Source organism: Desulfitobacterium metallireducens DSM 15288 (assembly GCF_000231405.2).
Classification (GTDB): domain Bacteria; phylum Bacillota; class Desulfitobacteriia; order Desulfitobacteriales; family Desulfitobacteriaceae; genus Desulfitobacterium_A; species Desulfitobacterium_A metallireducens.
The window spans coordinates 2,450,095-2,466,246 of record NZ_CP007032.1 but is presented as its reverse complement, the minus strand read 5'-3'; the positions used below and the strand labels follow the sequence as shown (position 1 = coordinate 2,466,246).

14 protein-coding genes are annotated in these 16,152 nt (G+C 44.7%); 13 read left to right on the top strand and 1 reads right to left on the bottom strand.

Going from position 1 to position 16,152, the window contains the following annotated elements:
• Positions 1-41 precede the first annotated feature (41 nt).
• The 5 genes from selD (at position 42) to mobB (ending at position 6,411) form a co-directional block, all read left to right on the top strand.
• Entirely contained in the window at positions 42-1,109 is a 1,068-nt protein-coding gene (selD, locus tag DESME_RS12000; RefSeq protein WP_084553192.1) for a selenide, water dikinase SelD, read from the top strand.
• A gap of 202 nt (positions 1,110-1,311) precedes the next feature.
• On the top strand, positions 1,312-2,403 hold the full coding sequence (locus DESME_RS11995) for an LCP family protein (protein WP_006716679.1): 1,092 nt from the start codon (positions 1,312-1,314) through the stop codon (positions 2,401-2,403).
• Positions 2,404-2,550: 147 nt separating this feature from the next.
• Complete coding sequence (locus DESME_RS11990; protein WP_006716678.1) at positions 2,551-4,533, top strand: FapA family protein; 1,983 nt, start codon at positions 2,551-2,553, stop codon at positions 4,531-4,533.
• A gap of 148 nt (positions 4,534-4,681) precedes the next feature.
• Positions 4,682-5,893, top strand: coding sequence for a molybdopterin molybdotransferase MoeA (locus DESME_RS11985; protein ID WP_006716677.1), 1,212 nt, complete (start codon positions 4,682-4,684; stop codon positions 5,891-5,893).
• Positions 5,894-5,895: 2 nt separating this feature from the next.
• Positions 5,896-6,411: a molybdopterin-guanine dinucleotide biosynthesis protein B gene (gene mobB, locus DESME_RS11980; RefSeq protein ID WP_006716676.1), complete on the top strand. Its 516-nt coding sequence runs from the start codon at positions 5,896-5,898 to the stop codon at positions 6,409-6,411.
• Between the two features lie 72 nt (positions 6,412-6,483).
• Here mobB and DESME_RS11975 read toward each other — a convergent pair whose 3' ends face one another.
• On the bottom strand, positions 6,484-7,401 hold the full coding sequence (locus DESME_RS11975; protein WP_006716675.1) for a Na/Pi cotransporter family protein: 918 nt from the start codon (positions 7,399-7,401) through the stop codon (positions 6,484-6,486).
• A gap of 118 nt (positions 7,402-7,519) precedes the next feature.
• Between DESME_RS11975 and DESME_RS11970 the strand changes: the two genes are divergently transcribed.
• The 8 genes from DESME_RS11970 (at position 7,520) to DESME_RS11935 (ending at position 16,036) form a co-directional block, all read left to right on the top strand.
• The gene (locus DESME_RS11970; RefSeq protein ID WP_006716674.1) at positions 7,520-7,993 is read left to right on the top strand and encodes a GNAT family N-acetyltransferase; all 474 of its coding nucleotides are present in this window, start codon (positions 7,520-7,522) and stop codon (positions 7,991-7,993) included.
• 328 nt (positions 7,994-8,321) lie between these two features.
• The gene (locus DESME_RS11965; RefSeq protein WP_025248797.1) at positions 8,322-9,809 is read left to right on the top strand and encodes a TldD/PmbA family protein; all 1,488 of its coding nucleotides are present in this window, start codon (positions 8,322-8,324) and stop codon (positions 9,807-9,809) included.
• Positions 9,806-11,125, top strand: coding sequence for a metallopeptidase TldD-related protein (locus tag DESME_RS11960; RefSeq protein WP_006716672.1), 1,320 nt, complete (start codon positions 9,806-9,808; stop codon positions 11,123-11,125). The genes DESME_RS11965 and DESME_RS11960 overlap by 4 nt, the downstream gene beginning before the upstream one ends.
• A 327-nt stretch (positions 11,126-11,452) precedes the next feature.
• On the top strand, positions 11,453-12,214 hold the full coding sequence (locus DESME_RS11955; protein WP_006716671.1) for a histidinol-phosphatase HisJ family protein: 762 nt from the start codon (positions 11,453-11,455) through the stop codon (positions 12,212-12,214).
• A 45-nt stretch (positions 12,215-12,259) separates the two neighbouring features.
• Positions 12,260-12,925 (top strand): HD-GYP domain-containing protein, encoded by a 666-nt coding sequence (locus DESME_RS11950; protein WP_006716670.1) that lies wholly within the window; start codon positions 12,260-12,262, stop codon positions 12,923-12,925.
• Positions 12,926-13,019: 94 nt separating this feature from the next.
• The gene (locus DESME_RS11945; RefSeq protein WP_006716669.1) at positions 13,020-13,721 is read left to right on the top strand and encodes a hypothetical protein; all 702 of its coding nucleotides are present in this window, start codon (positions 13,020-13,022) and stop codon (positions 13,719-13,721) included.
• 74 nt (positions 13,722-13,795) lie between these two features.
• Positions 13,796-14,665 carry an AAA family ATPase gene (locus tag DESME_RS11940; protein WP_427846175.1) on the top strand — a complete coding sequence of 290 codons (870 nt, stop codon included), beginning with the start codon at positions 13,796-13,798 and terminating at the stop codon, positions 14,663-14,665.
• A 9-nt stretch (positions 14,666-14,674) separates the two neighbouring features.
• Positions 14,675-16,036 carry a vWA domain-containing protein gene (locus tag DESME_RS11935; protein WP_006716667.1) on the top strand — a complete coding sequence of 454 codons (1,362 nt, stop codon included), beginning with the start codon at positions 14,675-14,677 and terminating at the stop codon, positions 16,034-16,036.
• Positions 16,037-16,152 lie beyond the last annotated feature (116 nt).

Sequence of the window (16,152 nt, the reverse complement as noted above, 5' to 3'; positions counted from 1 at the left end):
TAAGTTTATATATGTATTGCTTATCGGAGGAGGGATTCACAATGATGCTGGGAAATGCTCAAGATAAAATTCGCCTGACCCAATATTCCACTAAAGCGGGTTGAGGCTGTAAAATTGGTCCTGCGGACCTGGCGCAAGTTTTGCGTCATATACCGAAAAACGTTAAAGATGCTAATCTAATTGTTGGAATTGATACCAATGATGATGCAGGGGTTTATAAGTTAAATGAGGAACAGGCGATTGTTCAAACTGCAGATTTCTTTACTCCAGTCGTCGATGACCCATACTCGTTTGGAATGATTGCAGCGGCTAATGCTTTGAGCGATATCTACGCGATGGGAGCAAAACCCTTAACGGCAATGAATCTCGTTGCTTTTCCGATCAAGGAATTAGATAAATCGATTCTTGCACAGATTTTGCAGGGAGGTTACGATAAAATCCGCGAAGCAGGTGCCATTCTGCTGGGGGGACATTCGATCGATGATCAAGAGCCTAAATACGGGCTTTCAGTTACAGGAATCGTCCATCCGCAACAGGTGCTATCCAATGCCAAAGCCCAAGTGGGTGATTATATTGTGCTTACTAAGCCTTTGGGGATCGGAATTATTACGACGGGTATCAAACGGGGTTTAGTCTCTGTTGAAGGTGAGCAAGAAGTTATTCGCGTGATGGCTGAGCTAAATAAATCCGCTTCTGAAGCGGCGATCGAGGCTAACGTGAGTTCGGTAACCGATATCACAGGTTTTGGGTTGTTAGGACACCTTCATGAAATGATGAAGGGGAGTGGCGTCGAAGCTCAGCTTCAAGCGCAGAAAATACCTATCCTTGAAGCGACTTGGGATTGCCTGAAGAAAAAAGCGATTCCTGGAGGGTCTCTTGCGAATCGAGAGTTCCTTGCGGATAAAGTGGTATTTGACAAAGAGATATCTGAGGAACTACAGCTTGTATTATGTGATGCCCAAACCTCGGGCGGGTTGTTGATCTCTGTGCCGGCGGAACGGTTAGAGGTTTTACTGGAATCTCTGAGAAAACATAAGACTCTTGTATCAGCTGTTATCGGGCAAGTTGGGTTGGGTGAACCGGGGTTAATCAAGGTCGCTATGAATTAAGAAGACAATTAAAGTGAGAAAAGGTGGATAAGGCTTTGCAGAACGATTATGTTCTACAAAGCCTTCTTTATTTCTAAAAATAAATTTTTTTGGCTAAACTGGAATTGTATAGGGAAAATAGGTACAATGAAAAGGAGCATCTCAGAAAAGTATGGAAAACGGGAATAGAAAGTTTTCGTAGCATTGGCATGGAGTTGATGATGTGAGAAGAAAAAAGGCTTTTGCATTTATAATATTAGGTATATCACTTGCTACGGCTTTAGTATGCGGGTATTTTTGGTATTGGGGATTATCTCCACTTTCTCCTAATAGTACCCCCCCGACAGAAGCCTCTGAGGCGGATATGAAGAATCGGGTTAGTGTTTTATTAGTGGGAGCCGACCAACGACCGGGGATAGAAGAGTTTAATACGGATTCATTAATCCTGGCCAGTATTGATCCTACAAGCCAGAGAATTAGCTTGCTCTCAATTCCACGCGATACGCGGGTTTCGATTCCAGGACATCCCAATATTAAAATCAACTCTGTAGCCTCCCTTGACGATATGCAAACCCTTGAAAAAGAAGTTGCTGATTTAACAGGGGTAACGGTTGCAGGATATATTCAGACGAACTTTAGCGGTTTTAAACAGATCATTGATACCCTTGGGGGAATCACGGTTGATGTTGAAAAAAACATGTACTATGAAACCGGAGATGAAACAGACGGATATATTAACCTCAAAAAAGGGGTTCAACGCTTAGATGGCTCACAAGCGCTTCAGTACGCCCGCTTTAGGTATGATGCACTAGCGGATATTTCACGGACAGCGCGTCAACAGGTTGTCTTGAAAGCAGTCGCTAAGGAAATGCTTCAGGTCTCGACTCTTCCGAAACTTCCTTGGTTAATTCCTCAACTTGACAAGGCAGTTCATACCAACTTAAGCCTAGGCGATATGCTTAAATTGTCCAAAGTAGCTGTTGGTTTTGACAATGTAGATATAGTCTCGCAAACACTTCCTGGGAAGTTTATGGACCTAGATGGTGTAAGTTATTGGGAGGTTGATCCCAAGGATGCCCAAAAAGTGATGAGCGATGTATTACAAGGGATAACCACGACAAAGATTATTGAGGATCAAGAAGTTGATTTACTAAAACCAATTGTTACAACGCCATCTAAACCCCTTCCTAAAGTTCCAGGCAATCATCAAGATCCGAACGGCCAAGAATCGACAGGATATCAGGAAGTTGAAAAAGCAGACGAAGCAGTGGAAGCGGAGATAAATTGGCCTTTAGGTCCAGATGGAGGAGCCTAGAAGAAAGGAAAAAGTTGGATAAACATATAATTTATCGAATTATCTGGAAATATCATCCCAAAGTTGCTAAAATAGTCATTAAATAGAATATAAATTGTAGTAGCAAGTCGCAGAATTAACTGGATCATTTTTGACGAGGTGTGAAAGATGAAAGAAGAGACAACGCGGGGGAAATCGATCGATGATATTCGGAGTGAATATGCCCAAAAGTGGGATTGTCAACCGGAAGATTTAGATATTGAGGTTCTGGATAAACCAGGATTCCTTTCGAGGCAATGGAAAGTCCGGGTCTGCCTGAAAGCAGAACAATCAGACTTGATGTCTACGCCGGGTATGGTCTGTGATGTGGTCGAAGTGGATGGACCTAATCTTCAAATTCAGACTGCTTGGAACGCAGCTGAAAAGAAATACACAATCCACTTGACCTCTTCGGTTCGGCAAATCATACCTTATCCTGAAGCAGGAGCCCTCCTCTGGAACGGGGAAGTACAGCTCGAGTCCTTCCGTGTGACAGAGGAGGATGAGATTGAGTTTATTCCGAATGAAAGTCTAGGTCAAAGGACTTGGGAGCTCGTCATTCGCGAAAATGGGTTGACAGCAGTGGCTAAAGTAGACCAGGAAAAACCAGGACGCTATGAGTTGCCCGAGTTGATCACAGCTGATGTTCGGTTAAGATGGGAAGATATTGTTGTTTGGAAAGAGACTCTTCCAGAGGGCGAGTATTGGGATCAAAAACACTTACAGGAGGATATCCAACGGTTGAAAATTGTCCATGGAATTCGTTCTGAAGCCTGGGCCGAAATAATGTGCGTTGAAGGTAATGGAGAAGTTGTTGTTGCCAAAGCAACATTGCCTTTGGCTCCTATACCTGCTCGTTTCGAAGATTTTGTGGGAGAATGTTCGAAGGGCTATGAAGAAAACGAAGACCGCATTGATTTTTTTGCTTCGAAGAAGAACTTTATCAATGAAGGCACAATTTTAGCACGGAAAATACCCGGAAAAGAAGGAGTAGAGGGCAAGGATGTCTTAGATCGGCCGATTCCTCCGCTGCCCTTAAAGGATATTCAATTCAAATTAAAAAAGAATGTTAAACTTTCGGAAGATGGGTTAGAAGTTGTTGCGACCTCTGCTGGAATCCCTGTTCGTGTGGATGAGATTACCTATTTGGTCGAGAATATTTATTTGCTCAATCAAGATGTGGATTTGGCGACGGGGAGCATTGAGTTTCCAAGTGAGGTTTTTGTCTATGGAAATGTCCAGGATGGGCTTCACGTTTATTCAGGGGGAAAGGTAGAGATTCAGGGTTCGGTCTCTAAAGCGGAAATTCGTGCTGAAAAGGGTCTTAAAGTCTTTCATAATGTATTAGGTGGGCATTTGGTCGTAGGAGCACGCTATGTTGTTCGTTCAGAATTGTTACGGCGTATGCGGGAGTTCCACGAAGATCTAACCCCTTGTTTGATGCAAACGACGGAGCTATTCAGTTCTCCCGAGGCAGAGCGGTTAAAACCAGGTCAGTGTTTAAAACTTATAATGGAACGCAGGTTTCCTGATCTTCCTAAGATAGCGACGGATCTCGAGAAGTTTGTTTTAGGGACGAAAGATGATCTCCTGACTCAGGAGATTGTCCTCTTGATTCGAACTGCGAAACGTTTTCTGGTCGGCTTAGGCCCTCTTGACCCTCAGGCTTTGCCCCTTTTACAACGGGTGAACCAGGCTTTAGAACAGTTAGTTTTGAACATTTCTCTCGAAGTCCCCGAAAAGTTGGAGTGCGAGGTTGATTATATTCAAGGGGCGACGGTTGAATGTGGGGGATCCTTCACCTGTTTTAAAGGGACTTATAATTCCACGATCCAAACGGGCGGAGACGTTAAAATCGAAGGCGTTTGCCGTGGAGGCAAGGTTATTTCGAGTGGAAATGTTGAAATCCGTGAATTAGGGGGGTCAGGGGTAAGCATCACGACGGTTCAATTGCCGGGCACGAAACGGTTAAAAGTTGAGTATTGCCATCCCAATGTGATGATCGTTGTGGATAAAGAAATTATTCATATTGAAGAAGGTTATCGCCAACTGGAAGTCTACCGGGAGCGAGGAAAAGTTCAGGTTGAACGACTAAAGGCGATGGCTAGGTAACAAATTCATAGCATGTTAATGAAAAAAGTTTAAACGGTTAGGTCGTTTAGACTTTTTCCTGTTTTATTTACTTTATTCATAAGAACTATTAAACTAAAATTAGATTAAGTCAAAAAATAAGTAATTTAAGGATGAAAGGGATAAATATATGGAGACTATGATCTCGTTAGAACGGGCTTGGGAAATTGTTTCACAAAAAATACAGCCGATCAAAACAGAAAAAGTTAATCTGCACGAGGCATATCATCGTATTTTGGCGGAATCCGTTACTTCTTCTATAGATATGCCTCCCTTTGATCGTTCTCCGCTAGATGGGTATACTTATGTGGCGAGTCCTTCTGATCTTATGGCTATTACGCTTCGTCAAGTGAGTGAAATTCCTGCTGGGGTGTACCCTGATCGGGACTTAGTTCAGGGTGAATGTGCGAAGATTTTTACAGGAGCACCTATTCCGCAGGGAGCAAACTGTGTGGTGCGGATGGAGGATACCGAGTCTCAGGATGATCAGGTTCTGATTCGACAGCCGGTGTTACCGGGTGCTAATATTGTTCATCAAGGTGAGGAGATCCAGAAAGGAGAAATTATCTTAACCCCTGGAAGCGTGCTTGATCCAGCATCGATAGGTCTATTAGCTGCTTTGGGCGTGGAAGAGGTGACAGTTTATCGTCGGCCACGCATTGGGCTGCTTTCGACCGGTTCTGAACTAATGGAAGTTGGTCAACCGCTTTTGCCAGGAAAAATCTATAATAGTAACACCTATACTCTACGAGGACTTCTGATGGAAGCGGGTTGCGAAGTAAAAGTGGCTTCTTTCGTTCCGGATCGTCTTCCAGAAACGATTGAAACTTTAGAATCATTTAAGGATATGGATGCGGTGGTAACGACGGGCGGCGCATCTGTAGGTGATTATGATCTGGTTCGTGAGGCGTTCGTGGGAATGGGTTGTGAACTCCTTTTTTGGAAATTGAATTTAAAACCTGGAACTCCAGCAGCAGTGGGAATTAAACAAAATCAACTCTACTTCTCCCTTTCCGGAAATCCGGCAGCCGCAATGATTACCTATGAATTGCTTGTTCGACCCGCACTGAAAAAAATGGCGGGATGTCTCGATCAAGAAGAGGTTTTTCCGGTTAAGATGGCCGGAAGTTTTGGGAAATCGGGAAAGCAGAGGCGTTTTTTACGAGCACGGGCGGTTTTACGCGAGGGTGAGATTTGGGCTGATCCGAATTATGCTCAGGGGTCAGGTATTTTACGCTCGATGGCCGGAAGTAATCTCTTGGTCGATGTTCCAGGAGGACATGGACCGGTTAAAGAAGGGGAAATGCTCTTTGCGCGCTGGATCCCATCAGAAGGAGAGTAGTAATGAACTCAATGAATTCATCACAAATTCCGGTCGTTTCGATTGTCGCCCGGCATTCAAATTCGGGAAAAACAACCTTACTCGAAAAACTCTTGCGTGAAATTAAGAAACGGGGTTGGCGGGTTGCCGTTGTAAAACATGATGCCCATGAGTTTGACATGGATAAGCCGGGGAAGGATTCTTGGCGCTTCACCCAAGCGGGGGCGGATGTAGTCGCGATTTCCTCACCTTATAAGACGGCCATTTTGGAAACAAGGGAATTAGAACGGACGCTTGATGAAGTCCTTGAACGATTGCCCGACGATGTTGACTTGATTTTTACGGAAGGGTATAAACACGGAAATAAACCTAAAATTGAGGTTTTTCGTTCAGCCGTGCATCAAGAGCTTTTTTCTAAGCCGGAAGAGCTGATTGCGATCGTAAGCGATGTTCAGTTCGAGGTAGGCGTACCTTGCTTTGACCTCGATGATGCAGTCGGGATCTGCGATTTTTTGGCGGAGAAATACCAGTTATCATAAAACGATTAGCGAAGCGATGAGGATTGATACTACATTATGTGTATCGACTCTCATCGCTTCATGTTTAGCACATTACTTTAATACCCGCGTTAAAAATCGCGTTGCCAAGGGAAGAAAGGGGAAAGCAATCAAGGAGGAAATCAGGTTGAAAATCGTATGGGCATTGGCTACCTGACGGCTGAGACTGCCTCCTAATCCTTCTAAAAGATGAGCAAGTGGGTTAAGGAAGGGTAGAAAGAGGAGAACTCCAAAGACGTTCAGCAAGACGTGGAAGAGGGCTACGCGCTGGGCAGCTCGGTTTGTGACGAGGGAAGCGAGAATTGCCGTAAAACAGGTTCCGATATTGGCTCCAAAAATAAAGGCGAGGGCTGTCGGCAGGGTCAGATATCCTCCTTCAGCAAGAAGCATAACAAGGCCTGTGGTTGCTGCAGAGGAGTGTAATAGTGCCGAAAGTAGGGTTCCGGCAAGTACCCCTTGAAGGTGATGATCCCCGAGCTGCTGTAAAAACTGTTGAACAACTGGAATTTTGGCTACTGGAGCCATTCCTGTTTCTAATAAGTGTAGAGCAAGAAACAATAACCCAAGCCCCAAGATGGAAAGGGCTAGGTAACGATAACGATTTGGGATGAAGAGGAAGCCTAGAGATCCGAGAAGGAGAATATAGGGAATAAAAGAGTCGAGAGAAAAAGCAAGGAGTTGAGTGGTCATCGTGGTTCCGATATTGCTTCCAAGGATTAGCCCGAGTGCGTTTTCAAAGGGAATCAATCCAGCATCCACAAAGGAAATCGTCATCACACTAAGGGCAGTGCTTGACTGAAGCAAAGCGGTTGCTGCTGTACCGCTCCAGAGGCCGCGCCAGGGGGTAATGGTCATTTGATGAAGCACGCGTTTAAAACGATCTGCGGCAAAACGCTCAAGCCCGAGACGGAGAATTGACATGCCATAAAGTAGGCAAAAGAGCCCGAGAAGCATCGAGAGGAGGAGGGACATAATTTTAGTCCTCCTTTAAACCTAAAATGAATCGTTATCAATATATGGATTATTTTTGCTCTACAGAACAGGCGCAATCGGGTTAACTCGTGCGTAGATTATCCCAAGGGGTGATTTTATGAGGGTTCGCCAAGGAAACGTTCGAGACTGGCCCTTTATGTTTGCTTTAGGAAAAGATGTGATACCCGCCAGCATCTCACCATGGCGCAAACAGCCTATGGAGGATACGCTCAAATATCGGGAGAAGATCTTAAAAGGGTTTTGGACGTGGATTCAGCAGACAGACTCGATGGTATTTATTGCGGAAACTGAAAAAGAAGAAGCCATGGGGTTTCTGGTCCTTTACCCTTCCTCGCAGGAAGAATTAACGGGAGTTTTGCAAGCTTGGGTTATGGATTTAGCAGTTTTGCCGAAATATCGACATCAAGGTGTTGGACGAACGCTCATGGAATCGGCAGAACAATATACACGGGAAAAAGGGATTCATTATTTGGGATTGGCCGTGAGTAGCCATAATCTTCATGCTCTACATCTGTATGAAACACTTGGCTTTGCGGAGGAACGTAAGTTAATGGTCAAAGTTTTGGAGTGAGGGGTCGTACCCCACACAATAGCGAATGATTCTGATAATTAGGAAGCCTTTCATTTTCGGATTAAATTAAGAAGTCAAAGACCATTTGAATGAGTCTTTGACTTCTTTTAAAAATAAACAAAAAAAGACTTGCGACAGGGTATGTAAATACTCTCGTCGCAAGTGAAGTAAAAGAGAGGAGTGGGGATAAAAAATTGGAAAACGTGAGACTATTCAAATTGTGTCCGTACGGGGATTAAAATATACATTCATTTTCCAAGGAATAATTTTACGGAGCGAAGCGTGGTATAATACAATACAGAATTACGTCGGAAAATGGGGGAAGACCGTGAATCGAAATGAACTTCGAGAGCTGATGGATCAGCTTTTTAAGGAAAGCCAAAGCGGATATAGTATCGTGCGATTAGAATCCAAACGAGAATGGGGTATGCGCTTAAGTAATGGGCGGTTTGAGCGGGTTTCAAGCGGTTGGGATAGTGGAATTGGCGTTCAGGCCTTTACAAAAGAGGGTGTAACAGGTTTTGCTTCCTCTGATGTTTTAAGCCTTGAGGCGGGGCAACAGGTTATGCAAAGAGCGGCCGCATTGGCAGAACGCAACGCCAAGATCGGGGCGGAAGCCAACCGGAAGATTTTTGAGGCTCCTCGTCTCGTGGAAGATGCTGAGGAACCACGGGTATATCCCTTTGAGCACTTTTCATTGGCTGAACTCCAAGAAATCGTTCTCAGTCTGCATCAACGGTTGCGGGAACGCAATCCTGAAATTGCTTGGCAGACAAGTTATCGTCAAGTTGAAGATCTATGGTATATAGGACGATCAGATGGCACTCGAGTATCTTTTGTGATTCCACGCGCAGTACTTATGCACCAGGGAACTGTCCGTGAAAACGGGCGTGCCCAAAGTACGCTGATTAGCCGAAGTGGTGTGGATGTCGAAATTTTACTTCTTGAAAAAGAAGAGGCTTCTTTAGAAAATAAAGCCCTTGAGCGCGCTGAATTTTCTAAAGAGGTTTGTCGGGCTCCTCAGCTTTCTTCAGGGCATTATCCGTTAGTCATTGATTATGGTTTAGCTAAGGGGTTAGCCCATGAAGCGTTTGGGCATGCGGTTGAATCGGATCATATGAAAGAGTCAGTGCTGGGGGAAAAAGGAAAATTGAGAAAAGGGCTCCAGGTGGCTCGCGCTGGTGTACATATTATGGATGGTCCACTCGTGGGTGACTGGGCGTATCAGCCGTATTCTGCCAATGGACTAAAACGGGAAACCGTCGAAATTGTTAAAGATGGCATTCTTTTAGCCGGACTAGGTGATATTTTTTCAGCTGAAGAGGCTGGAATGGAAGTGACGGGAGCGGGTCGGGCTGAAAGCTACGGCTATATTCCTATTCCACGGATGACGAATATCCGGCTTCTCGTTGATCAAGAGATCCTGCTTCCTCAAACGTCAAGTTTGAAAGAAGAAATTAAGAAAGTTCGTGAGGTTCTTAAAGAAAAAGGAGAACTGTGTGAAGAGGGTAAACATCTTCTTCTCCTCGGCTATCGTGGAGGACAGGTTAATCCTAAAACGGGAGATTTTGTTTTTCAATGTGATGGCATGATTGATCTGGCCGATCCGAGCTTACCGGTCTATCAACCGAGTATTTTCAGCGGGAAGATTATCTCCGCTTTGCAAGCGATTCGTGGCGGTTTGGGGCAAGGGTGTTATGATGCTATTGGCACTTGCGGAAAATCAGGACAATCGGTTCCTTCCAGTGGGGGAAGCCACCGTTATCTTTTGCTTGAACAGGATGAGCAGGTTAGTTTAGGGGGAGAACAAGGATGAAACTTATAGCACATCTGGAGGATCTTTTATATAAAGCACAAACTTCCCCAGCCGATCAGAAGCTGAAGATTCGTGATTGGCGAATTGTAGTGCACGAAGCGCAACTCATCTCTTTAGGAATTAAGGATAATGAACCGGGGAGTGTTTACACCCCTCCGAGTTATCGTCAAGGAGAAAGCGGTGAGGTCGTCATCGTTTGGGAGGATGGCCGTTTAAGCCAAGCCCGAGTTCAGGCTGTTTCAGGGAAAAATGCTCAAGTCGGTGAAGAGCAGCTGCAAGAATGGTATCAGGCGGCCTATGAAGACCCGGATGGAAGAGAAATTCCGGCTCCAGAAGCGATCCCCTTGGTTGCAGTGGAGGATCGAGCGGTTCAGAGAATTCTTGCAGGTGAGGATGAGATTCTGTTTGAACAAGTGAGTCGGTTGCTGAAGGATCGACCGGAACAGGCCGAAATGCAAGCTGGGATTCAAGCGGCTTGGGGTTATCGCCATATCCGTAATTCGAAGGGATTAGCGGTTACTTATCAGGAATCTCAATATGCTCTATCGTATTCCTTTGATAGTTTAGTCGGGGGATGGTTTGCCAAACGTCGCTTGATCAGTGAAGAAGAGTGGGTAAGAACGTGGCAGCAGACGCTGGAGTACTATCAAGCAATGCAACAGGAAGCTGACCCAGTAGGGACTCAAACTACTGTGGTCTTTTCCCCGGGAGTCCTCGACTCTTTTTTAGAGCAATTTATTGTTCCTAATTTCGTAGGGCAGAGTATTTTAGAAGGACAAAGTGCCTTTCGAGTCGAACATTTTGAAAAACAAGAGCAGGTTTTCAATGAAGGTTTAACTCTTATGGTTGACCCTCTTCGTCCTTTTGAACTAGGCTCTTATCTGGTGACTTCCGAGGGGATAGCTGCCGAACGCACTGTCCTTGTTCAGGACGGTGTTTTGAAAACCCCGTTTTTAAGGGTTAAGGATGCTCGTCGTTGGGGTGTAAAGCCAACTGCACTTCCCCAAGGAACTTCAGGGCTTTATCTCAAACATAACCAAGAAGAATCTTGGTCGGAGGTTCTCGCAGGAATTGAAGATGGAATTTTGATTCTCTCGGTGCTTGGTATGCATACACAAAATAGTGTTGCCGGGGAATATTCCTTAAGTGCTCCGCAAAGTTTAAGAATTGAAAACGGAAAAATTGTCGGCAAGACCGATGTGAAACTGTCGGGGAACTTTTTTAAAGATTTAAAATCCCCTTATACCCGGTTCGCAAAGTCTGAGCTCTTCACGAAACCTTATATTCTCGTAAAAACGGGCTTGCAAACGCTGTAACTAATAAGCTGGGACGAACACTTAAAGGCGTAAAAGAGCCATTTGTTAGAAACGAAGGCTTTTAAGTGAGACGCTCACCAAACTTGACTTAAGCTCGGGACAGGAACTTCAGCGGGACGGCGCATAGGACGTGCGCCGCCGGCAACAGAGCCAAGGATGGCGATTTAGGCGGGAATCCCCTTCTATAAATCCCGAGCTTAAGTCCTAGTTTGGTCGACGAACGCCTAGCCTGAATGGATAACAAAGGCCTCTTTCACTTCTCGTGGAAAGCAACTTCATCTGAACATTGAAGATAGAATCGCTAAGATTTTTGAGGAGAGATAGATAATGTTCGACTTACATACCCATTTAATTGGACATCAGGACAGACCCGCTAATCGCGAAAACATTCAGGAGTATTTGGAGGCTGCTCGGCGAGCGGGATTGCAGGGGATCGGCTTTTCTGATCATGATATGTACTTTGAGGACTTGGATTTGCCGTTAATCCGCGAGGTTGCTAAAGGATACCCCGACTTAAAAGTCCGCGTGGGCTTGGAAGTTGATTACCGCGTTGAGGATGAAGCGAAAATCCAGGCGCTTTTGCAGACGTTCCCCTTTGATTATGTGATTGGTTCTGTCCATGAAATCGGGAGTTGGTTATTTGATTATCCTGATCAGGCGCAGAAACATCGTGAAGAGGATCCTGATCGTCTCTATCTTACTTATTTTGATTTAGTTGAAAAAGCCGCTCAAAGTCAGCTCTTTACCACGATTGGCCATTTTGATTTGATCAAACTTTTTGGGGTAAGACCGCGTACAGATGTCCGTGACTTAGCGGAAAATGCGTTGCGGGCTATTGCTGAGAATGGTTTGGTGGCAGAGCTGAACACGGCAGGACGATATAAACCGGTTGCAGAATTTTATCCTGAGGAAAAGTTGATTCGGGAAATGGTGAATCGAGGTATTGAGTTTACGGTAGGCTCTGATGCTCATGAGGCTCGGTTTGTTGGGCGTGACCTTAAAGAAGGAGTTCAAATACTCCAAGCTTGTGGGGTCAAACGATTGATCCATTTTGAACAGAGAAAAAGACTTGCATTTTCACTATCTTGATTGCAAGCTTTCTATATCTTGAGTCAAGAGAGGGGTTAGACATAGATGTATGGTAAGGAGATTCAGCAATTTTTAAATGATTTAGCCTGGGTTGATGACGTTACCTATTATCATAGTTTAAGGGTTGCCTATCTCATGTCGGTTTTTGCAGATACCCTTGAGGGTAAACTTCTGATCAAACAGGCATGGGTTACCCGGAATGAATGGGTTGCGGCAGGTTTACTTCATGACATCGGAAAAATGCGTTGGCCGCGAGAAATCCTCTTTTCTACGGAACAATTAAGTGCCATGGAAAGTGATAATTTATTGGAGTTCTGGCGCTGCGAAATTGAGCATCCCCTCGAGTCTGAAAAATTCATTCTTGATTTTTACCAAAAAACGGGGAACCGATTCTGGGAAAGAATTGCTAAAGGCGTAGCTGGCCACCATGAAAATTATTCGGGTGGGGGCTATCCTTATAAGTTGAAGGGGACGGACATTCCATTGTTAGCACGTGGACTACGTATCTTTGATCGGTACACGACAATGATTGAAGTGAAGCGTTATCGGTTGCAGGCACAGGAACCGGAGAGTGCCATGAAGGAAATTCGAGGGCTGCTGGGGTACGAATTTGATCCTTACTGGGGAGAACGAATTCTTGAGTTTTTGCCTCAGACGCAGTCCTTTCCCAATTTGGATGATTGGTTAACAGAAGAATTAAAGAAATTTTGACTTTCCTCATCTTTTTCTAAGCATAGGTGAATCAATATCTTGGTACACTAGGAAAGGTTTTGTGTTAATCTTTGCTTGGAAAGAAGGAAGCCCTATGCCTTGGATGGAACTGATTTTAGCCCCCCAAGATAATTGGAATGAGGAGAGCTTGGAAGATTGGACAGTGGCTTTGGCCTCATTCCTCCTGGAAAAGGGAGAGAAGAAGATAAAGCCGCAAATGAATGCTTTGCCAGGTTATTATATGGTTGCCCTGGGAGAAAATGAGGAGTTGGGTGAGTTGGTCATTAGTTCAGCAGAACGACTCGTCATTCTTCTGGGTTTATCCTATGAAAATTCAATAGAAAAGGAATTGGCCCATTTCGTGACTCGGTTTGCGCGGCAGATGGGTGCTGTTGCGTTGCGAGTACCGATCCTTAACGCGAAGGAAAAGACGTTTTGGAAGCAGATGGGGGCAAATTTTTACCCAGATCCTACGCGACTTGACGAAGAGATCCAGCGTGAACAAGTGGGGGTCGAACTCTTACATCAATTCAGTCTGCAGGTGACTTATAAACAAAAACCTGCGCTTTGCTTGGAACCCATCTTTTGCAATGCTCGAGCCGAAGGGGTAGTGAGTTTAGCACAACGTCGTGCAGAACGATCGCTAGGAGGCCAACCTATTGGCTTTGCCAGTCGAATTTCAGCCCACTGTCCGTGGAAATTGGACCGCTCACAATGGAATGATTTGCTATCATTTAGTCGATTGGTCTCCTTTGAAGTGCTGGAACAATGTATCAATAATTCAGAATTTTCATAAGAATTATTTTGTGATATGATACCTCTATAAAGTAAACTCAAGAGGTGTGAGGAGGGGTATCTATCAAAATCGAGATGACATTGGATGACTTTGAGGAAGAGTTAGCACTAATAGGGTATATCACAGAGAAAAAAGATCGGATTGCCCTTACAGCTTATCTTGCCATTCAATTAGAGAAACCGATTTTAGTTGTAGGGCCTCCAGGAGTGGGAAAGACTGAGGTGGCTAAGGCTTTAAGTCAAGTTCTGGCTGCTCCTCTTATTCGCTTACAGTGTTATGAGGGCTTGGATGAAAATAAGGCGCTTTATGAATGGAATTATCAGAGACAGCTCTTAAAAATTCAGATGCAAAAGGAGAATCTTCACGAGGAAGATTTGTTTTCCGCAGAATATTTGCTTCCACGCCCTTTACTCCAGGGACTGATGAATCGAGAAGCCTCGGTTTTGCTTATTGATGAAATTGATAAGACCGATAGTGAGTTTGAGGCCTTTCTATTGGAGCTCTTAGGCGAATTTCAAGTGACGATTCCCGAGATGGGGACGATCAAAGCTCAGGAACGGCCCTTGGTCGTTTTAACCTCGAACGGGGAACGGGAGCTTTCTGATGGGCTAAAAAGACGTTGCGTTTTCCTGCATGTCGACTCTCCTTCTGTTGAAAAAGAAGTCAAGATTTTGCGCACTAAACTACCCGGGCTTCAGGATAAACTGGCTTATCAGGTGGCAAAAGCGGTAGGTGTTCTCCGGGAAAAATTGATGCTCCAAAAGGTACCTTCCGTCTCAGAAACGTTAGATTGGGCGAAGGCGCTATTAGTGATGGGTAAAACGGAGTTAGACCCCGCTTGGATTGAGGCGACACTCAATCTACTCCTTAAAAGCCAGGAGGATTTAGAACTTTTCTATGAGGAGATGGGTGCTGAACGCTTACTTTGGGAAGCTAAAGTGTGATAGGTGATCATGATGGAAAAACATGAGCTAAAAGAACGAAGTGAACTGGATCGTCACCTTCTCGAATTTGCTCGCTTGCTCCGACAAGGTGGGATTCCTGTCAGTATGAGCGAAGTCCAAGATGCATTGCAATCTTTGATATGGGTTGGCTTAGAAGATAAAGAGCGAACAGAAGGAATCCTGCAAGCTACTTTGGTCAAATCTCCACAAAATGTTCCCTGGTTCCAAGAAGCTTTTCGTGCTTTTTTTGCCCCACCAGAGCAGCAAATGAACTGGCAAAATGAAGCGCGGGAAAAAGCAGACCATATTCATAAAGGCCTCAACCAAAGCCGTAAGGAGCTAAGTTTTAAGGGGAGAGAGCTGAATTTAACCGAGGAACAATTGAGGGTCTATATACAGCTGCCTGAAAAGGAACGAGAGCGGCTTAAAGACTTCTTAGCTCGTTCTGAGCAAGGAATCCATAATGGTCTCCCCGTAGATCATTCTTTTCAGCCGATGATTGAACAGGTGATGAGGGGATCGCTCCAGTATTGGCAGCATAAACTCGGAGAAGAGCTTGATTTCTCGTTATCCTCACCTGGGGAAGGGGGAATTATCTCTGAAGTCGAACGCGCTTGGCGTGAGCAACAAATTCATTTTTTTACGCGTGATTTAAAGAATATTTCGCCTGAAGAATGGCCACAGGTCATGAAACTGATTCAACAACTCTCGCAACGACTTGCAGCCCAAGCAACGCGTAGGTATCAAGCGCGGGGTAAAAGAGGCGGGATTGATATGCGTCATACCTTGCGGGAAAACCTTCGTTATGGAGGGGTGTTGCTGAAACGACGTTTTCGTGTTCGGCGAAGAAGTCGCCCAAAGTTCGTTTTGCTCTGTGATTTATCCGGTTCAATGACGAAGTATACGGAATTCATTTTGCAGTTTATTTACGGTTTATCTTCTGTTGTAAGCGGGATCGAAACATATGCTTTTGCCGATCGTTTGGTTGAGCTGACTGGAAAAGTACGGTCAGGTCGAACGCTTCAGGAAATGCTGCAATCTGCTTTGCCTGAAGCGAGTAAAGAATGGGGCGGAGGAACGAATCTAGCGATGGCTTTAGAGGAACTCGCGAAGAAGCATGCGAAATCTTTTTCACCCCGTACAGTTTTGATTATCCTTAGTGATACTCAGACCCTCGAAGGGGAGAGGGCATCCCGCCTTTTGAAGAATTTTCGGGGAAGGGTTCGCGAGATTCTTTGGTTGAATACGCTTCCTGAAAAACGGTGGGGAGAAACTAAGACAGTCGCATATTTTCAACCCTACTGCCAGATGGTCGAGTGTTATACTCTAGGGCATTTGCAAAATATCCTGAGCTCTCGATTCAAGGCATAACCTTAAATAAATTTAAACATTATGATGAAAAACAATTAGGGTTAAGAAAGCGTTTTATTGAGCATACTAGAAGTGTTAGTTAATAGTACATAAGCTCACAATCTAGGAGGTAATAC